The organism is Erythrobacter sp. S43 (genome assembly GCF_057364955.1).
The window spans coordinates 279,737-296,430 of the sequence record NZ_CP200285.1 but is presented as its reverse complement, the minus strand read 5'-3'; the positions used below and the strand labels follow the sequence as shown (position 1 = coordinate 296,430).

Genomic DNA, 16,694 nt, shown 5'->3' with positions numbered 1-16,694 from the left:
AACCACCCGCAAAGAAAGCTCAGCCCATGAGTGATACGCACCCCTTCTATGACATGCACACGCACGGCTTTGTTCGCGTGGCCACGGCAACGCCGGCGCATCGCACGGCGGATGTGGCGCACAACACCGCTGGTGTGATCGCCGAGGCGCAGAAGGCACATGCGCAGAATGTCGATCTGGTGGTGTTTCCGGAGCTGTGCCTGTCATCTTACGCGATTGACGATCTGCTGATGCAGAACGCGCTGTTGGATCGTGTGGAAGAGGCGGTGGCTGAGGTGGTCGAGGCATCGGCCAAGCTTTCGCCGGTGCTCGTCATTGGTGCCCCGCTGCGCCGCACGGGGAAGCTCTACAATTGCGCGCTGGTGATCGCGGGTGGTGAGCTGCTGGGTGTGATCCCCAAATCCTACCTGCCGAATTATCGCGAGTTCTACGAGAAACGGCATTTCAGCCATGGCCGCAATTGTCAGGATCTGTGGATCCCGGTTGCCGGTGAAGAAGTGCCGTTTGGGACCGATCTGGTCTTTTCGGCTGGGAACCTGCCGGGCTTTACCTTTGGCGTAGAAATTTGTGAGGACTTCTGGGCGCCAAACCCGCCGGGCACGCTCGCGGCGCTCGCCGGGGCGCAGATCCTGTGCAACCTCTCCGCCTCTCCCATCACCATTGGCCGCGCGGATGATCGCCATCTGCACTGCCGCTCGATGAGTGCACGCTCCATCTGCGCCTATGTCTATTCGGCCAGCGGCCATGGAGAGAGCACCACCGACCTGAGTTGGGACGGGCAGGGCGTGGTTTATGAAATGGGCGACCTGCTCGCAGAAAGTACGCGCTTCGATCTGGAGCCGGAGCTTTGCGTGGTCGATGTCGATTTAGACCGCATCGCCGCCGAGCGGATGCGCAACCAGACTTTCAGCGATGCCGCCGAAGCCCAAGACCGGCCCGAGGATTCATTCCGCCGCGTCGTGTTCGAGCATGCCTTTGCCGGGGTTGATACGGGGCTGAACCGCCCGATCCGCCGCTTCCCCTTCGTGCCCAACAACACGCAGACGCTGGACGATGATTGCTACGAGGCGTTCAACATTCAGGTTGATGCTTTGATGCGCCGGATCACCGCAACGCATGCCAAGAGCCTTGTCATCGGTATTTCGGGCGGGCTCGATAGCACTCACGCGCTGATCGTCGCGGCGAAGGCCTGCGACCGGCTTGGCCTGCCGCGCACCACCATTCGCGGCTATACCATGCCCGGCTTCGCCACCTCGGATGGCACCAAGTCGAACGCATGGAAGCTGATGGAGGCGATGGAGATCACCGCGGAGGAGATCGACATCAAACCCGCCGCGCGGCAGATGTTGGAGGATATGGATCACCCGTTTGCGGACGGTGAGCCCCAATACGATGTGACCTTCGAAAACGTGCAAGCGGGTCTTCGCACCGACTACCTGTTCCGCTTGGCGGGTCACCATAAAGGCTTCGTCGTCGGCACAGGCGATCTTTCAGAACTGGCGCTGGGCTGGTGCACCTATGGCGTAGGCGACCATATGAGCCACTACGGCGTCAATGCTGGCGTGCCCAAAACGTTGATCCAGTATCTGATCCGCTGGACGATTGAGACCGAGCAGTTCTCGAATGCGTGCGGTGAGGTGCTGGGCGCGGTGCTCGATACAGAGATTTCGCCCGAGCTGGTGCCAGCCGATGCCGATGGAACAATCCAGAGCACCGAGGAGAAGATCGGGCCGTATGAGCTCAACGACTTCTTCCTCCACCACATCATCCGATACGGGCAGCGCCCCAGCAAAGTGGCATTCATGGCGTGGCATGCTTGGCAAGATGCGAAATCCGGCCTGTGGCCCGCGGGCTTTCCCGATGAGCGCAAAAACCAATACCATCTCGCCACCATCGCTGATTGGCTTGAGAAGTTCCTGAAGCGCTTCTTCGGCTTCTCGCAATTCAAGCGGAGCGCGCTTCCCAACGGGCCAAAGGTCAGCTCGGCTGGCGCATTGTCTCCGCGCGGAGACTGGCGCGCGCCATCCGATGCGGTGGCCGATGTGTGGCTCGAAGAATTGCGCGAGAGCCTTCCCAAAGACTAACTTCAGCTAACCTGAACAGAGGCTGCCAGCCGATCTCACAATCGGTTCAGTGCCCCATCTCCATTTGTATCCGGGTGTAACCACACAGGTGCAAATCACACAGGGGAATGGTGGCGATGAACAGGAAAGCGAGAATCTTGGTTTGCGGGGCAGCGGCGGTGATGGTCAGCGGTTGTACGGTTGAGGAGATGCAGTCTTTTGCCTTAGGCGCAACGGTGGCGTTGGTCGCGGCAAGCGCTGCGCAGCAAGACACCTATCAATCGGCCTATGGCCCGACCAGCTGCGACTACGGCTATACGCTTGAGTTGGGTTATGACGAGTATGACAATCCGGTCCGCTTTTGCGCTCCGAACTCGCCTTACATGAGCCAGGAAGAACTGAACGCGCTGGCTGAGCAAGCGGACTGACTTCCAACAAGAAGAAGCCGGAACGCCCAAAGACGACCCGGCTCTCATCTTGCATGGTTTGATTTTACTTACTTCCGATCAAGCGCAAAACGGCCTGGTCCGAATGCGGCAATCGCAAACATGCCGCCGCCAATCGCGAGGTTCTTGAGGAAGCTGGTCATCTGCATCTGGTCGGCAAAGTCATTGTGAAAGACGATGGCACAAGCGATGCTGAACAGTCCCAGCGCTCCTGCGGCGTAACGGGTCTTCAGTCCGACTGCCAAGAACAGACCTCCGATGATTTCCAGCGCGACGGTTCCGGCAAAAACAACTTGCGGGAACGGCAGGCCGACGCTGGCAATATAGCCGATGGTTCCTTCGGCACCTCCGACTTTGTTCACACCTGCGAGAATGAACAGCGCAGCGAGAAGAAGCCGCGCGGCGAGCGCCAATGCGTCTTGCGAACCTGTTTGAGATGATGCCGGAAGCGGGCTGTTGTCTTGAGCGATTGCGGTCATGATAGTTCTCCTGGGGAAGATAGTTGAAACGGTGAGCTGGAAGGCTGCTTAAGCGACCAGAGCAGCGGCTTGGTCCTTGGCTTTGGCGATTGTCTCTTCGCCGCCAGCGCCCATGATGCCATCGGCCGCAACCAATTCGACGTCGGTGATGCCGATGAAGCCGAGGAAGAACTTCAACCAGCTCGACATGAAGTCCATATCGCTGCCAATCGGCGTGCCGCCTGATGCCGCTGCTATGTAGGCCTTCTTGCCGGTCAGCGCGCCGACAGGGCCGTTTTCTGTGTAGTTGAAGGTAGTGCCCGCGCGGGCAACCAGATCGGCCCAGGCTTTGACCACGGCTGGCACTCCGAAATTGTAGACTGGCACGCTGAACACAATCGTGTCGGCGTCCTGCAGTTCTGTGATCAGAGTGTCGGCAATTGCAGCGAGCTCGGCCTGCTCAGCCGTCCGATCGGCAGCGGGGGTCAGGTTGGCGCCAAAACGAGCGCCGTCAACGAATGGAATGTCATTGGCGGATAGGTCACGCGTGGTGACGTTTGCACCTTTGGCTTTCAGACCATCGATAATGATGTTGCCGAGTGTGTTCGAAACGCTTTCGTCGCTGCGAATGCTGGCTTTGATATGAAGGACATTGGACATTGGGAATTCTCCGAATTGGAAGGGAAAAGGGGTGAGCCAGCCGGGCTGAGGGGGATGGGGATACGTCCCGGCTGGCTCTGTAGGGTTAGGCTGCGTCGACCAGCACCACTTCGCTGTCTTCCAGCGCGGTGATGGTCACAGCTTCGGCGCGTGTGATGGCCACGCCATCGCGAGCGTTTGCTTCGACATCATTGACGCGCACCTTGCCGGTGGCCGGCACGAGGTAGAGGTGGCGCCGTTCCGAGGTGATGTCGTACGTCACGCTTTCGCCCGCTTTGATCGTTGCGCCGAGCACTTTCGCGTCGGTGCGGATCGGCAACGGAGTGTTGTCATTCGCGCTATCGTCAGCGGCGCCCGTCGGCACATTGCCGCTGGCGAGTGTCACGAACTGACCGGCACGATCGCCTTTGGGGAACTGCTTGGCACCCCAGCTTGGCTCACCGCCGCGTTCGCTCGGAATGATCCAGATCTGGAACAGAGTGGTGTCCTCGTCTTCCAGATTGTATTCCGAATGCTGCACTCCGGTGCCTGCGCTCATGACCTGCACATCGCCGGCTTCGGTGCGGCCTTCATTGCCCATGCTGTCGCGGTGGGTGATGGCGCCTTTGCGGACATAGGTGATGATCTCCATGTCGTTGTGCGGGTGGGTAGGGAAGCCGGTGCCCGGTGCGATGGTGTCATCGTTCCAGACGCGGATTGGACCCCACTGCACGCGAGCCGGATCGTGATAGCTTGCGAAAGAGAAGTGATGCCGGGCATCCAACCAACCGTGATTGGCGGCACCAAGGCTCTCAAACGGACGCAGTTCGATGATGGGTTGTGTCATTGCATATCTCCTGTTTCGGAGTGGGCTGTCCAAGGGATTGTGGATCGGCCTCGCTCTGTTGAAGTCGGAGATAGGCGGACTCGTTTGCTCGGATAAGTGTGATAAAACTGCTCGAAATGTTCAGATAATCTGAATATAAGGGCTGCGATGAAGCTCGGTGACCCCAGCCTTGATCAGCTCCGCATCTTCCTTGCCGTAGTGGAGCATGGCAGCTTTGGCGGCGCGGCGCGGGCTATGAACCGTGCGGTTTCGGCGATCAGCTATGGAATTGCACAGTTGGAGGCTCAGCTGGCCGTGACCCTGTTCGAGCGGGAAGGCTCGCGCAAACCGGTGCTGACCGAAGCGGGTGAGGGGCTGCTCGCCGAAGCGCGTAGTGTTAGTGACCGGGTTGACGCATTACTTGCCAAAACTCGCAGCCTCCATGCCGGTCTGGAATCGAGCGTCGGTCTGGTGATCGATGTGATGGTGCCCGGTGAAGTCACTGCAAAGGTGCTGCGTGATTTCCGGCAGATGTTCCCAACCGTTGCTCTCTCGCTCAATATTGAAGGGCTGGGTGCAGTGGCGGCCTGTCTTCTCGACAAGGAAGCCGAGTTGGCGATTGGCGGGCCAGTGATCGCCGACCATCCGGCGCTGGAGCGTCAAGTGGTGGGATCGGTGGAGTTGGTGCCGGTCGCCGCGCTTGACCATCCTCTAACGGTTGCGGTCGCCAACGGGGAGGCGAAGCCAGGCACTAGCCGCCAATATCTCCAGCTGGTCCTGTCAGACCGGTCTTCGCTGACGAAAGATCGCGAGTTCTCTGTCCTCAGTCCAGAGACATGGCGATTGGGTGATTTGGGCGCGAAACACACCCTGCTGAAAGAGGGGCTGGGCTGGGGCAATATGCCGCGTGAAATGGTCGCAGGTGATCTGGAGCGCGGACGGTTGGTAGAATTGGACCTGCCGGAAAAGCCCGGCGAAGCGGCGTATCAACTCAGCGCGCTATGGCGCCGCGATACGAAGCTGGGTCCTGCGACCAGCTGGCTGATCGATGCATTCCGCGAAGGGCTTAGCGGCTGAGTTCAGCGGGTACGCTGCGCCCATATGCTGGCTTCGGTGGTCGTTTCGAAGAATTCCAGCTCAAGTTCCGAGGCGAGGCGGCGATATTGCAATTTGACCAGCGGAGACGCGGCAACCAAGGCCAAACGATCAAGCCCATTCTTCTTGGCAAGGCTTAGACTGTTCTGGATCGCGTCGGCTGTCTCGCGGTTCTGCGTCACGAAGTCATTCATGTCGCCGATTGCAGCGAACGGGGCCCCGCTTTCGATGAATGGTTTGGCCGCGCGGCCAAGCTCGACCAAGAAAGCCTGCATCGTTTCCTGATCCCAGAATCCCGAGATCGCGTAGCGCAATTCGCGCCGATCATTGTCGGCAGAAATCGTGTAGCTGTTGTCTCGACTTTGCATTGATCGTGATCCCCTCCTGCGCCGTCGCGTGGGACCGTACCTAAGAGGAGTTAAGAAATTTGATCAGAGCAAAGCGGTTAGGCAGCGTCTGCATAGGGGCGTCGTAGCCATGTAAGGGCTTCGCTTTTACTTTCAAAAAACTCGACTTCGAGACCCTCGCTCAAACGCTTGTATTGGAGCATGACAAGCGAGGCGGCGTTGAGGATCGCCACACGTGTGAGCCCGAAGGATTTCGACATCATCAGATGGTCGCGGATGGCCTCACCCGCTTCTCGGGTTTGGGGGACAAAATCGGTCATATCGCCAAAGGCATGGATACGTCTTTTCTGCTCCACCAGCGGCAGAGACTCTTTGCTCAAGCCCCGAAGGAAAGAGCCCATGCGGTCCAGATCCCAGAAACCGGCAACCGCGAAGTGGATTTCACCGCGCGCGATGTCGCTCGAGATTGTCGATGTCGGTTCAAGGTGTTCCATGCACTTACGGATAATCCCTTGTTCTTAAGATTACCTTTGCTGGTTCGTATGGCTCTAACCAGTCGTGCAGCCCGGCCCGAAGATGATCGGATCATCCCCCGCTTTCCAAGGTGTGAATTTGGGCATGATCGACTTGAACAGATCGCTGGCAAGATGCGCTTCGAGCCACGGGTGGAGATGCGGGAGACCTTGCGCGTCGAACCAGTCGCGATCGGTGTTCGCGAATTGGCGGATAAAGGGGAACAGCGCCACGTCAGCGAGGGTGCGTTCATCGCCGGACAGGTTAGCCCGTGGTCCAAGACGCGCGTCGAGATCGTTCAGGACCGCAAGACCGGCAGAACGGTGATCGAGGCGGAAGGTGGTTTCGTCTCCCGCTGCTTCTTCAGGGTAGCGAGTGGGGTATTTGTAGCGGTCCAGCGCGTGTTTGAATGGACCATCATTGCGCGTAATCAAGGCGTCGTCATCACCCGCCAGCCAGTCTTCGGGATCGTTCTGAGCCAGTGCCCAGCGCATGATCGATATGCTTTCGTCAAACACCCCGTCGGGCGTGACCAGCACAGGCACCGTCGCTTTGGGAGAGGCTTCGATCAACTGCGGCGGTTTGTCGGCCAGCTTTACCTCGCGCAGGATCACCGGAACGCCTGCGATCCAAAGCGCCATGCGCGCGCGCATCGCGTAGGGGCAGCGGCGGAACGAATACAGGATACCTCGTGGTTCAGTCATCGTTTTTCCCACGCTGTCTTGCCAATTCACGCTGACGCTGCCGTTCGGCATAACGGGCGCGTTGCTCGGGCGTTTTCTCGTCAATGCAGTGCGGGCAGCTTACGCCGTCCTTGTATGCGGAAGAGGCCATCTCTTCATCAGTGATCGGGCGGCGGCACGCGCGGCACAGCGAATAATCGCCTTCTTCAAGGCCGTGTTTCACCGTCACCCGCTCGTCAAACACGAAGCAGTCGCCGTGCCATGTGCTGTCTTCCTCGGGCACTGTTTCGAGGTACTTCAGAATTCCACCTTTGAGGTGATAGACATCCTCAATCCCCTCGGCGCGCAGGAAGCTGGTCGATTTCTCGCAGCGAATGCCGCCGGTGCAGAACATCGCGACCTTCTTCTTGCCCTCAAGCAGGTCATCGCGGTGTTCACGGAACCATGCGGGGAATTCGCGGAAGCTCGTGGTGTGGGGATCTACAGCGCCCTCAAACGTGCCGACGGCCACTTCGTAATCGTTGCGCGTGTCGATCACGACCGTATCCGGGTCCGCGATCAAAGCGTTCCAGTCCTGCGGATCGACATAGCGACCGACGCTCGCGCGCGGATCGATGTCGGGTTCGCCCATAGTGACGATCTCGCGCTTGAGCCGCACCTTCATGCGGTGGAATGGCATGTCCGAGGCGGTCGAGAATTTGACCTCTAGGTTCGCGCAGCCGGGGAGCTGGCGGATGTGATCGAGCACCGCTGCAATGGCGTTGTCAGTCCCCGCAATGGTGCCGTTGATACCTTCCTTCGCGAGCAGCAGCGTGCCTTTAACGCCAACAGCTTCGCATTGGGCGAGCAGCGGGTCTTTCAGCGCCGCCGGATCATTGAACGGCGTGAACTGGTAGAGGGCTGCGACTTGGAGGGATTTAGTCATTCCTCGTCTGGGTCTTCAATGGGAATTCGACGCCAAGGGGGTTTGGCGGTGGCGGGCTCCCAGCAATCTTCTAGTTTCGACGCAAAGTCCGTTGCCCAGCCGCTCGGTAGTCCTTCTTCGATGTGCCCGTCATATCGGAAGTCTGTAAAGTAATTCGGGCGAAAGCGGACCGAGGCGGTATCATAGTGGATGATGATCGAAATTTCATCACTTGGGTCGGTGACCAGCGGCTCGCTGAACCAGCTGATATCATCTGTGCTGCGCGCATGGCTTAGCGCAGCGGGACAATCAGCAAGATCGGCCTGCATCCACTCAACTGCGCCTTGATCGAGTGCTTCTCGTAATTCCTCGAGTGAACTGATCCCGCGTTCCGCAAGATTGCCCAGCAATCGGGTTCCCCGCCACCTTTGACGCTCTGGCTCGCCATCATAGGGCGCGCGGATCATGCGAGCCTGCAAACGGTTCCTACACGAACGGTCGCCCTCGGGATCATCGACGTGACAACCCTTAAAGAGAGCTAGAGCATAGACAGGATAGTCCCAATCATCGCCTAAATATCGGATCGTGAGAAGCGGAGCGAACCCATACTCGTCTTGAAACAGTTTCTCAGGGTCAAACGCTTCGGCAAGAACCGCGCTTTGAATGTCAAACCCGGAGGATACATCCGCCGATGCCGGAGTGGCGAGAATGACAAGCAGTGGTCCCAACACGGCTTTCATACCCGCATTACCCAGCCGTGTTTGTCTTCGATCGCGCCATTTTGTACACCGACTAACTTCTCGCGCATCTTGTTGGCCATCTGGCCGATGCCGCCGGTGCCGATGGTGAATTCGCCATCGGGTGAGGCGACGGTGCCGACCGGCGTGACCACTGCAGCGGTGCCGCAGGCGAGGGTTTCGAGCAGTTTGCCGCTCTCCGCTTCCTCGCGCCATTGGTCGATGGAATAAAGCTCCTCCCGCACTTCCAGCCCTTCCTCACGCAGCATCGCAATCAGGCTGTCGCGGGTGATGCCGGGCAGGATCGTGCCGGTCAGCGGCGGGGTGATGACGCTGCCATCGTCGCGGATGAAGAACAGGTTCATGCCGCCCAGTTCCTCAATCCACTTCTTCTCGACCGCATCGAGGAAGACGACCTGATCGCAGCCATGCGAAATGGCTTCGGCCTGCGGGACGAGTGATGCCGCGTAATTGCCGCCAGTCTTGGCCGCTCCAGTGCCACCGGGGCTGCGCGCACGTAATCTTGCGACACCCAGATCTTCACCGGATTGACGCCGCCTTTGAAGTAATTGCCGCTGGAAACGAGGATGACGACGAACTTGTATTGCTTTGCCGGACGCACGCCGAGGAATGCTTCGGAGGCGAACATGAACGGACGGATATAGAGCGAGCCGCCTTCGACCGGTGGCATCCAGTCCGCGTCGGTCTCTACTGCCAGCTTCACCGCATCGAGAAACAGCGCCTCAGGGATTTCCGGCATGGCCATACGACGCGCGCTGGCGTTGAAGCGGCGGGCGTTTTCCTCGGGACGGAACAGGCACATGCCGCCATCCTCATGCTGGAACGCCTTCATCCCTTCGAAGATTTCCTGCGCGTAGTGCAGCACCGAAGCGGCAGGATCGAGCGCGATCTTCTCGCGCGGGCCGATGGTCGCGTTGTGCCATCCGCCTTTCGCCTCATCATAGTCAATGGTGACCATGTGATCGGTGAACACGGTGCCAAAACCGGGATCGGCAATCGCGGCTTTGCGCACGTTATCGTGCGTCGGGGCAGGGTGAGGAATTCGTGTGAACTGCATGGCTTTGGCGATTAGTCTTGTGCGGCGAGCGGGGCAAGAGATCAGTGCCCGATTGCCGCGATGAAATCGGGTGCTACAACTGAGACCTTAAACCGTGGGGGAATTTCAATGTTGTCGAAGAGTTTTGCGTCCATCATCACCATCGCGTTGCTGACGGGATGCAACCAGACAGAGGCAGAGGCGCCGGTCGAACCGACTCAGCCTGAGACCTCTGAACCGGCGGCTGCCGATCCGAAGCCAGCGGAAAAGCCAGAAGATACGGCCGAAGGGCCAACGCCTGCGACAGATCTGACCTGCGGATACCCGGCGAGAGTTGGCGATACAGCCAAAACGATCATGGATCGGTTTGGTGACAACGCCAAGCTTGAGACATTAGGCGGACCGGAAGGAATGGAAATTCCCGGTATCATCCTCTGGGACGGCGACCCCAAACTTGTGGTCGAGATCGGATTTGAAGACGAGGCGCGCACGAAGTTGGACTTCGTTCGGGTTTCTGAAGGCTCGTCCTGGAATATCAAAGACCTGAAATTGGGCGATACGCTTGAGAAAGTGCGTGCGGCGAACGGCCAACCGGTGAAGTTCTACGGGTTCGAATGGGATTATGGCGGCGCAGTGAGCAGCTTTGAAAAAGGCAAGCTGGATAAGAACGGCCAGTGCATCATTCAGATGACGCTGACTTATGACTGGGACAATTTCGATTACTCTGACGGTCTGGCCGGAGATGTGGAGCTGTCATCGGACGACGAGATCGTGAACCAGAAGGCAATCTCGATCGTGCAGATGGGGCTGGGCTATCCGCGGGATGCCGAATAGAGGCCAATGAAAAGGGCCAGACTTCGCCCGTAGGAAGTCCGGCCCTTTCATGGTCAGCGGCGGTAAGCGCCGCTCACGAAGTCTTACTCGGTGTCTAGATCACCGAATATACCTCGCGCGGAAACTTGCCGACCTCTCTACTGAACCATGAGACATCGGATCACCTCCTTTCGCGCTTGTAAGCCAAGACCCTGCCGTATCACCGGGGGCCGAGTGCCGCGTTCGCCGCTGGCCTCACGCACATAATTGAGTCGGAGCGGGTGCGATGACAAGACTTGAATTTTAGTTTTCCCACGTCATACTCTCCGGCCTCGCCAGATGAGATTTGGCTTAGACGCTCGGGGTTCCCCTCGGGCGTTTTTTTGATTCCGGAGGCGCAGCGCGTGCGCATGTGGACAGGCTGTGCAGAAGCCTGTGGATATTAATGTATAGAATCGGGGGCAGGGTTAGCGACAGTCTTCGATCACGCGGCTCACTTCGACCCATGCGGGGATGTAGAGCGGCGTCGCGCGCGGGCTGGTGACGGCAAAGCGCCCTTTGGTGATTGCCATTGCATCAAGGATCGGATCACTCGCCGCGAACTCGGCGGCCAAGATGCTGCCTTCACCCAGCGTGTTTGCATTGAATTCGAGCGAGGCCGTCTCGGTATCGACCCGCATTTTCTGCTCGCCGCGAAGGGTGGTTGGGCGATTGAGGCTGATGCGACGCGCCGCCTTGTCACAGCGCATCATAAAAACTGCGTCGCGCGCAGAGGTGCCGAACACAGCGCGGCTGTCGGCGCTCGTCTGGCTGTAGAACCAAGTCCCGGGCGTGTGCGGTTTGTCGGCGAAGTTGGTGTATTCAGTGGGGTCGATCGACAGCGATATGGGTGCAGGCGGCGCCACCACGACTGGTGCAGGTGTCGGCGATGGAGTTGCAACAGGGGCAGGCGCGGGTACAGCGACATCGGGCACTGCGTTCGATGCGCAGGCTGCCAGAGTGAAGGTGAGGGCAATGGCGCCGACGGCGTGAAGGTAGATCGCTTTCATACCGCCTAAATGCGCGCTAACGCCTGTCTCGTCCATGACCAAACCGAACAAATCCTCCAAAAAGAAACGTGTCGATCACCTGCTCGTCGAACGTGAGCTGGTTGAAAGCCGCACGCGCGCGCAGGCTTTGATAATGGCGGGCACGGTTTTTTCCGGCGAGAGCAAGATAGAGAAGCCAGGTCAGCAAATCCCCGAAGATGCGCCTCTTGAAGTCCGCGGGCGTGATCACCCTTGGGTCAGCCGCGGCGGGATCAAACTTGCCCATGCGATTGAACACTTCGTTCTCGATCCGTCCGGCGCGGTGGCCATGGATGTGGGCAGTTCGACGGGTGGGTTCACCGATGTGCTTCTGACCAACGGTGCAGAGCATGTCTTCGCCGTCGACAGTGGGACGAACCAGCTGGCGTGGAAGCTGCGGCAGGACCCGCGCGTTACGGTGTACGAGCGGACCAGCGCGCGCATTCTGACGCCTGAGCAGATCGATCAGCCGGTCAATTGGGTGGTGTGCGATGCGAGCTTTATCAGCCTATCGAAAGTGCTGGAACGCCCGCTCGAACTGGCGGCGAAGCAATGCCAGTTGGTTGCATTGATCAAACCGCAGTTCGAGGTCGCGCGCGAAGAGGTAGGCAAGGGCGGTGTGGTTCGAGACACCGCCTTGCACGAACGGGTCTGCGCTGAAGTTCGCGAGTGGTTGGAGGGACTTGGCTGGGATATTGAAGGGATCGTCGAAAGTCCGATCACCGGACCTCAGGGCAATGTTGAGTTTCTGATCTCAGCCAAAAGGTCCTAATCCCAATCCAGCGAATTGAGCTTCGCATCCAAATCAATCGGGATTTGTGAGAGCACTTCGATGCCGCTCGCCTTTTCGTATCCGTCCGGACCGTGTTCGGCCTCAAGCTCGGCCTGCTTCGCATCGCGCTCACGCAACAGTTGGGCGATTTCATTCCGATACAGCGCGACCATGGCGGTGACGAAGCGGTTGACCAGATCGTCTTCCTTGGTGTGATCGACGTTGAAGTCGGGCAGGTGCTCAATCATCGTTTCCGCGGGGAACAGAAATTCGTTGGTCACAAAGCGGTTTACCGTGAACCACGATTTCGGGATGCCGCTGGTGTCGATGGACAGGCAGACCAGGTGGGTCACATGAGCGCGGGCATCTTCGCGCTGCGGTGGCCAAACTTTTGGCTCCAACCCTTCGGGCAATTGGGTGCGGTGCAGGAACAGGTGGAAGTGGCCGTGTTCGTCTATGTCCCGCTTGCCCGGCTTGTGGACGTGATAATACCAGCGTGATTTGCAGAACTTATCGCGCGCATCTTTCTTTGGGTAATGCGTCCAGAACGTCGCCCCTTCTTCCGGCACCACGCGCAGCATCAAGGGGCGCTGTTCTTGCGCCATCTGTGTGATGGTTTCGATAACAGTTTCGGCGGCTTTGATCGGGGTCATATCGGGCTTTGTCATATTGCACGGGGTATAGAATCAATTCGGCCGGCAGCAACGTAAGTTACCACCGGCCGAATTTTATCTGATCAGATGATCAAACTGTGCGATTACTCAGCAGCTTCACAGCCTTCAGCTTCGCAACCTTCAGCTTCGCAGCCTTCGCCTTCGCAAGAAGCTTCACAGCCTTCACCTTCGCAAGAAGCTTCACAGCCTTCGCCTTCGCAACCTTCAGCGGTTTCGTTGGCTTCTTCGTCAGCTGCGGTTTCTTCGGTGGTTTCTTCGCCAGCTTCTTCAGCCGGTGCGTTGCAAGCAGCGGTGGTCAGAGCAAGGCCGCCAGCGACAGCGAGCATCGATGCAAAATTCTTTTTCATTGAACTAGTTCCCCTAAGTTTAAGCCCCTCAGTGGGCAGGACGTTGTTAGTGAGGTTCTTGCCTCGGCACGTCCCGAATCGCGGCAAGAATGTGGCGACGCTATCAGAAAGTCGCGCAATGTCGAATGTTGATTGGGATGTTTCTTCAATCACACCACATTTTTTTCGATTTGTGCGCGAAATGGGGACATGAGGTCTTGCTGCGAAGCCGATCTGATTGGCGTGCGCGGTGCAGATGTGTATCGCGCGAGCATTGATTGCGGGTGGTGTGCGATTCTGCATGTTCACCGGTCCCAGCCTTGAGAGAGCAGACATGAACCTTCTGGCATCCAAGTCGCAATTGCGGGCGAGCTTCTTGCGCTGGTCGCTCTTCATGGTGCCCTTGATCGTGCTCCTCGGCTTTCTGTCCGGTGAGTTTGGCAGCCCTGACACTGCATGGTTTGCGGGTCTGAACAAACCATCGATCTTCCCTCCTCCTGCTGTATTTGGGATTGTCTGGGCGGTGTTGTTCACAATGATCGGCTTCTCGGTCGCGCTGGTCGCGAGTGCGTGGGGCGCGCATGGGCGGGGCGTTGCCTTAATCGCCTTCGCCATCCATTTTCCGATCACGCTCGCCTGGACGCCCGTCTTCTTTGGCGCGCAGAATATGCAGGGCGCGCTTTATGTTTTGGGTGCGGCGATCCTGACGTTGATCGTTACGATCTTCTTCTTCGCCCGCGTCCGGAAGCTCGCCGCCGCGTTGTTGGTACCGTATTTCGCATGGGTCTGCTTTGCGACGGTGCTCAATTACGCCTTCATTCTAGATAACCCTGATGGCGGTACCGCGACAGACAGCGGTGCCGTGGAGCGCATCGAGCTCTGATCGTGTGATCAAATCGTCTTGCTCTTTTCCATCGCGATAGCCACATAGCGCGTATGCAAAGCGAAAACCCGATAATCGCCGACTTCGTCAAACTCGCCAACAGCGCGGCAGGTACCATGGCGGGCATGACCCGCGAGGCCCGCGAAAGCGCGCGTGAGCGCATGCGTGAGGCCATGGGCGGTATGGACTTTGTCAGCCGTGAAGAGTTTGAAACGGTCAAAGCCATGGCACAAAAAGCCCGCGAACAGGCCGATACTCTTGAGGCGAAAGTTGCCGAGCTTGAGGCAAAACTGGGCAAGTAAGCCGCTTCAGCTGCTCACTGCGGCTTTGAAACCAAATTCATATCCTCTACGTTTCTCGGGATAGAGATCCCGTCACGATAGAGGCCCCCATGACTCGCAACTCCCTGCTTTGCACTGCCGCCGTCTTGGCTGCGGTGTTGCCTACTAGCGCAATCGCTCAAGACAGCGCGGAGACCTTTGGCGGGGCCAAGGGCGCGGATATGTCGATCGAGGCAATGGAACCGACAAGTGGTGATGTCACCATTGGCCGCGCAGGCGATTATCCGGCGGACATAGCCCGCTATCTCCTCGCAAACGGCCCGGGCAGCGCCAACCTCTCACCTGATGGAAAGACAATCGCTTTTGCGTGGGACGTCACCGGCGAAAGCGAGCTGTGGGTGATGCCCGCCGAGGGTGGTGTGCCACAGCAAGTGACTTTCAAGACCGGCGTAAGTGCGCCGATCTGGACACCGGATGGCAAGGGCCTGTTCTATTCCGCCGATAAGGACGGCAATGAACAGCCGGGATACTTCGTTGTCACCGCAGACGGAACCAAGGAAACGGAAGTTTTGCCGGCTGCGCGCGGAGATTTCCGCCGTTTTGGCGATTTCGCGAGCGACGGCAGCTTTGTCTACGCGTCGACAGCACGCGGCACCGGCGTGTTCGATGTTTATCGCGGAACGATGGATGGGAAGAGCGAGCTAATCGTCGAGGCCGAGCGAGGTCTTGCGCCGCAATCCATCTCTCCCGACGGCAAGTATGCACTCGTGACCGAGACCGTTGGAGAGGATGGTGACAACCTCTATCTTCTGGACCTGACCACCAAGCAACTGAAAGCGATCTCCAAGCCGTTGGAAGAAGACAGGGCCAGTCACACGTTGGGAGGGTTTGAGTGGTGGCCCAATTCAGCCGGTTTCTACTTCTCCACCAACCGTGATCGCGAATTTGGCACTCTTTCCTTCTACAGCATTCAAAGCGGTACCGCACAGCGGGTCTTCGAAACGGGCACTGACGTTGAAAACCTGACGCTATGCGGTGATGGGCCAGCGGGCAGCTATTTGTTCTTCACTCAAAACGCGGACGGGTTCGATAACCTTCGCGGGTGGCACACGACCCAAAAACGGCCGCTCGAAATGCCCGATCTTCCTGAGGGCAATTACACACTTGATTGCGAGGGTGATGCCAACCTGCTCGTTGGCGTAAACGGATGGAAGACACCCGGTGAGTTGTGGATGACTAATCCAATCGCCGGAACCGCCAGAAAGGTGTTCAGCGCGAACTATGCCGGGCTCGATCCCGAACGGCTCGTGCGGCCTAAGGTGTTCCGCCATGAATCGCGCGACGGGGTCTTTTTGCAGGGGCTGCTCTATTTGCCGGAAGGGGCGGAGGCAGACGAAAATGCGCCGCCAGTTGTCTTCTCTGTTCACGGTGGCCCGTCGGCCCAGTCGCAAGCGACCTATGATGCCATCGCACAGTATCATGTCGCGCGCGGCGTCGCGGTATTCGAACCCAATATTCGTGGCTCGACGGGTTTTGGTCGGTCCTATGCGCGCTTGGATGACCGCGAGAAAAGGATCGATTCCATTCGCGACCTTGTGGAGTTGAAAGATGCCTTAGCAGCCAAAGGCCTGATCGATGGAGACCGTGCGGCGGTTATGGGCGGTTCGTACGGTGGTTACGCCGTGAACGCCGTTCTGGCCGAATTCCCCGGCGAATTTGCCGCTGGCGTATCGCTTTATGGTGTGGCCGACTGGGTGACCGCACTGGAGATCGCGTCGCCTGCCCTGAAGGCGGCGGACAAGATCGAATATGGCGACATCTCTGAGAAGAAGTGGCGCGATTTCTACACCGTCAATTCGCCAATCCGCAAAGCGGACCAGATCACGGTGCCGGTCCTGTATTCGCACGGTGTCAAAGACCCGCGCATCGATATCTATGAGACCGAAGTGATGGTGAAAACGCTACGCGCCAATGGTATCGAGGCCCCCTTCATCCGCATCCCGGACGAAGGCCATGGCTGGCGCAAACTGTCGAACCAGCTGTTCTATTATCGCAAGCAGGCCGAGTTCATCGAAGAAAAGCTGGGACTGACCGACAAGGGCGAGTAATG

At 58.4% G+C, this 16,694-nt stretch carries 20 protein-coding genes; 8 read left to right on the top strand and 12 right to left on the bottom strand.

Annotated elements, in window-relative coordinates; genetic code table 11:
• Window positions 1-26 precede the first annotated feature (26 nt).
• Window positions 27-2,084, top strand: coding sequence for an NAD(+) synthase (locus tag AC0V6K_RS01530; protein ID WP_472626201.1), 2,058 nt, complete (start codon window positions 27-29; stop codon window positions 2,082-2,084).
• Window positions 2,085-2,245: 161 nt separating this feature from the next.
• Window positions 2,246-2,491, top strand: a complete 246-nt coding sequence (locus tag AC0V6K_RS01525; RefSeq protein ID WP_486172534.1) for a hypothetical protein — start codon at window positions 2,246-2,248, stop codon at window positions 2,489-2,491.
• 68 nt (window positions 2,492-2,559) lie between these two features.
• Here the strand turns inward: AC0V6K_RS01525 and AC0V6K_RS01520 are convergent, their stop codons facing one another.
• The 3 genes from AC0V6K_RS01520 to AC0V6K_RS01510 all read right to left on the bottom strand — a co-directional run bounded on the left by AC0V6K_RS01520 (window position 2,560) and on the right by AC0V6K_RS01510 (window position 4,441).
• Window positions 2,560-2,988 (bottom strand): DoxX family protein, encoded by a 429-nt coding sequence (locus AC0V6K_RS01520; RefSeq protein ID WP_472624094.1) that lies wholly within the window; start codon window positions 2,986-2,988, stop codon window positions 2,560-2,562.
• Between the two features lie 48 nt (window positions 2,989-3,036).
• Window positions 3,037-3,627 (bottom strand): FMN-dependent NADH-azoreductase, encoded by a 591-nt coding sequence (locus tag AC0V6K_RS01515; RefSeq protein ID WP_472624092.1) that lies wholly within the window; start codon window positions 3,625-3,627, stop codon window positions 3,037-3,039.
• 85 nt (window positions 3,628-3,712) lie between these two features.
• Window positions 3,713-4,441: a pirin family protein gene (locus tag AC0V6K_RS01510; RefSeq protein WP_472626199.1), complete on the bottom strand. Its 729-nt coding sequence runs from the start codon at window positions 4,439-4,441 to the stop codon at window positions 3,713-3,715.
• Window positions 4,442-4,600: 159 nt separating this feature from the next.
• On the opposite strand from AC0V6K_RS01510, the gene AC0V6K_RS01505 reads away from it, so the two are divergent.
• The gene (locus AC0V6K_RS01505) at window positions 4,601-5,509 is read left to right on the top strand and encodes a LysR family transcriptional regulator (RefSeq protein ID WP_472624090.1); all 909 of its coding nucleotides are present in this window, start codon (window positions 4,601-4,603) and stop codon (window positions 5,507-5,509) included.
• Window positions 5,510-5,511: 2 nt separating this feature from the next.
• Here the strand turns inward: AC0V6K_RS01505 and AC0V6K_RS01500 are convergent, their stop codons facing one another.
• The 6 genes from AC0V6K_RS01500 to AC0V6K_RS01475 form a co-directional block, all read right to left on the bottom strand.
• Window positions 5,512-5,895: a hypothetical protein gene (locus AC0V6K_RS01500; RefSeq protein WP_472624088.1), complete on the bottom strand. Its 384-nt coding sequence runs from the start codon at window positions 5,893-5,895 to the stop codon at window positions 5,512-5,514.
• Between the two features lie 77 nt (window positions 5,896-5,972).
• On the bottom strand, window positions 5,973-6,368 hold the full coding sequence (locus tag AC0V6K_RS01495) for a hypothetical protein (RefSeq protein WP_472624086.1): 396 nt from the start codon (window positions 6,366-6,368) through the stop codon (window positions 5,973-5,975).
• Window positions 6,369-6,422: 54 nt separating this feature from the next.
• The gene (locus AC0V6K_RS01490; RefSeq protein WP_472624084.1) at window positions 6,423-7,091 is read right to left on the bottom strand and encodes a glutathione S-transferase; all 669 of its coding nucleotides are present in this window, start codon (window positions 7,089-7,091) and stop codon (window positions 6,423-6,425) included.
• On the bottom strand, window positions 7,084-7,995 hold the full coding sequence (trhO, locus tag AC0V6K_RS01485) for an oxygen-dependent tRNA uridine(34) hydroxylase TrhO (RefSeq protein WP_472624082.1): 912 nt from the start codon (window positions 7,993-7,995) through the stop codon (window positions 7,084-7,086). The genes AC0V6K_RS01490 and trhO overlap by 8 nt, the downstream gene beginning before the upstream one ends.
• Complete coding sequence (locus AC0V6K_RS01480; RefSeq protein WP_472624080.1) at window positions 7,992-8,714, bottom strand: hypothetical protein; 723 nt, start codon at window positions 8,712-8,714, stop codon at window positions 7,992-7,994. The genes trhO and AC0V6K_RS01480 overlap by 4 nt, the downstream gene beginning before the upstream one ends.
• The gene (locus AC0V6K_RS01475; RefSeq protein ID WP_472626197.1) at window positions 8,711-9,316 is read right to left on the bottom strand and encodes an aminotransferase class IV; all 606 of its coding nucleotides are present in this window, start codon (window positions 9,314-9,316) and stop codon (window positions 8,711-8,713) included. The genes AC0V6K_RS01480 and AC0V6K_RS01475 overlap by 4 nt, the downstream gene beginning before the upstream one ends.
• Window positions 9,317-9,897: 581 nt before the next feature.
• Here AC0V6K_RS01475 and AC0V6K_RS01470 point away from each other — a divergent pair.
• Window positions 9,898-10,602, top strand: a complete 705-nt coding sequence (locus AC0V6K_RS01470; protein WP_472624078.1) for an SPOR domain-containing protein — start codon at window positions 9,898-9,900, stop codon at window positions 10,600-10,602.
• A 446-nt stretch (window positions 10,603-11,048) separates the two neighbouring features.
• On the opposite strand, the gene AC0V6K_RS01465 is transcribed toward AC0V6K_RS01470, so the two are convergent.
• Window positions 11,049-11,630, bottom strand: a complete 582-nt coding sequence (locus tag AC0V6K_RS01465; protein WP_472624076.1) for a hypothetical protein — start codon at window positions 11,628-11,630, stop codon at window positions 11,049-11,051.
• A 34-nt stretch (window positions 11,631-11,664) separates the two neighbouring features.
• Between AC0V6K_RS01465 and AC0V6K_RS01460 the strand changes: the two genes are divergently transcribed.
• Window positions 11,665-12,420, top strand: coding sequence for a TlyA family RNA methyltransferase (locus AC0V6K_RS01460; RefSeq protein WP_472624074.1), 756 nt, complete (start codon window positions 11,665-11,667; stop codon window positions 12,418-12,420).
• Here the strand turns inward: AC0V6K_RS01460 and AC0V6K_RS01455 are convergent.
• Complete coding sequence (locus AC0V6K_RS01455) at window positions 12,417-13,088, bottom strand: DUF6969 family protein (RefSeq protein WP_472624072.1); 672 nt, start codon at window positions 13,086-13,088, stop codon at window positions 12,417-12,419. The two genes, AC0V6K_RS01460 and AC0V6K_RS01455, sit on opposite strands and share 4 nt — an antisense overlap.
• A gap of 89 nt (window positions 13,089-13,177) precedes the next feature.
• The gene (locus AC0V6K_RS01450; protein ID WP_472624070.1) at window positions 13,178-13,441 is read right to left on the bottom strand and encodes a hypothetical protein; all 264 of its coding nucleotides are present in this window, start codon (window positions 13,439-13,441) and stop codon (window positions 13,178-13,180) included.
• 280 nt (window positions 13,442-13,721) lie between these two features.
• Here AC0V6K_RS01450 and AC0V6K_RS01445 point away from each other — a divergent pair, with 280 nt between their 5' ends.
• The 3 genes from AC0V6K_RS01445 to AC0V6K_RS01435 all read left to right on the top strand — a co-directional run bounded on the left by AC0V6K_RS01445 (window position 13,722) and on the right by AC0V6K_RS01435 (window position 16,692).
• Window positions 13,722-14,303, top strand: a complete 582-nt coding sequence (locus AC0V6K_RS01445) for a TspO/MBR family protein (RefSeq protein ID WP_486172533.1) — start codon at window positions 13,722-13,724, stop codon at window positions 14,301-14,303.
• 53 nt (window positions 14,304-14,356) lie between these two features.
• The gene (locus AC0V6K_RS01440) at window positions 14,357-14,605 is read left to right on the top strand and encodes an accessory factor UbiK family protein (protein WP_472624066.1); all 249 of its coding nucleotides are present in this window, start codon (window positions 14,357-14,359) and stop codon (window positions 14,603-14,605) included.
• Between the two features lie 89 nt (window positions 14,606-14,694).
• On the top strand, window positions 14,695-16,692 hold the full coding sequence (locus tag AC0V6K_RS01435) for a S9 family peptidase (protein ID WP_472624064.1): 1,998 nt from the start codon (window positions 14,695-14,697) through the stop codon (window positions 16,690-16,692).
• Window positions 16,693-16,694 lie beyond the last annotated feature (2 nt).

What these genes read in the sequence shown, in the direction of transcription:
- AC0V6K_RS01490 (WP_472624084.1), bottom strand. Translation starts at nt 7,091, where the DNA reads ATGACTGAACCACGAGGTATCCTGTATTCGTTCCGCCGCTGCCCCTAC.
- AC0V6K_RS01525 (WP_486172534.1), top strand. Translation starts at nt 2,246, where the DNA reads ATGGTCAGCGGTTGTACGGTTGAGGAGATGCAGTCTTTTGCCTTAGGC.
- AC0V6K_RS01450 (WP_472624070.1), bottom strand. Translation starts at nt 13,441, where the DNA reads ATGAAAAAGAATTTTGCATCGATGCTCGCTGTCGCTGGCGGCCTTGCT.
- AC0V6K_RS01460 (WP_472624074.1), top strand. Translation starts at nt 11,665, where the DNA reads ATGACCAAACCGAACAAATCCTCCAAAAAGAAACGTGTCGATCACCTG.
- AC0V6K_RS01480 (WP_472624080.1), bottom strand. Translation starts at nt 8,714, where the DNA reads ATGAAAGCCGTGTTGGGACCACTGCTTGTCATTCTCGCCACTCCGGCA.
- AC0V6K_RS01495 (WP_472624086.1), bottom strand. Translation starts at nt 6,368, where the DNA reads ATGGAACACCTTGAACCGACATCGACAATCTCGAGCGACATCGCGCGC.
- AC0V6K_RS01455 (WP_472624072.1), bottom strand. Translation starts at nt 13,088, where the DNA reads ATGACAAAGCCCGATATGACCCCGATCAAAGCCGCCGAAACTGTTATC.
- AC0V6K_RS01435 (WP_472624064.1), top strand. Translation starts at nt 14,695, where the DNA reads ATGACTCGCAACTCCCTGCTTTGCACTGCCGCCGTCTTGGCTGCGGTG.
- AC0V6K_RS01470 (WP_472624078.1), top strand. Translation starts at nt 9,898, where the DNA reads ATGTTGTCGAAGAGTTTTGCGTCCATCATCACCATCGCGTTGCTGACG.
- AC0V6K_RS01440 (WP_472624066.1), top strand. Translation starts at nt 14,357, where the DNA reads ATGCAAAGCGAAAACCCGATAATCGCCGACTTCGTCAAACTCGCCAAC.
- AC0V6K_RS01465 (WP_472624076.1), bottom strand. Translation starts at nt 11,630, where the DNA reads ATGAAAGCGATCTACCTTCACGCCGTCGGCGCCATTGCCCTCACCTTC.
- AC0V6K_RS01500 (WP_472624088.1), bottom strand. Translation starts at nt 5,895, where the DNA reads ATGCAAAGTCGAGACAACAGCTACACGATTTCTGCCGACAATGATCGG.
- AC0V6K_RS01445 (WP_486172533.1), top strand. Translation starts at nt 13,722, where the DNA reads ATGTTCACCGGTCCCAGCCTTGAGAGAGCAGACATGAACCTTCTGGCA.
- AC0V6K_RS01530 (WP_472626201.1), top strand. Translation starts at nt 27, where the DNA reads ATGAGTGATACGCACCCCTTCTATGACATGCACACGCACGGCTTTGTT.
- AC0V6K_RS01515 (WP_472624092.1), bottom strand. Translation starts at nt 3,627, where the DNA reads ATGTCCAATGTCCTTCATATCAAAGCCAGCATTCGCAGCGACGAAAGC.
- trhO (WP_472624082.1), bottom strand. Translation starts at nt 7,995, where the DNA reads ATGACTAAATCCCTCCAAGTCGCAGCCCTCTACCAGTTCACGCCGTTC.
- AC0V6K_RS01520 (WP_472624094.1), bottom strand. Translation starts at nt 2,988, where the DNA reads ATGACCGCAATCGCTCAAGACAACAGCCCGCTTCCGGCATCATCTCAA.
- AC0V6K_RS01505 (WP_472624090.1), top strand. Translation starts at nt 4,601, where the DNA reads ATGAAGCTCGGTGACCCCAGCCTTGATCAGCTCCGCATCTTCCTTGCC.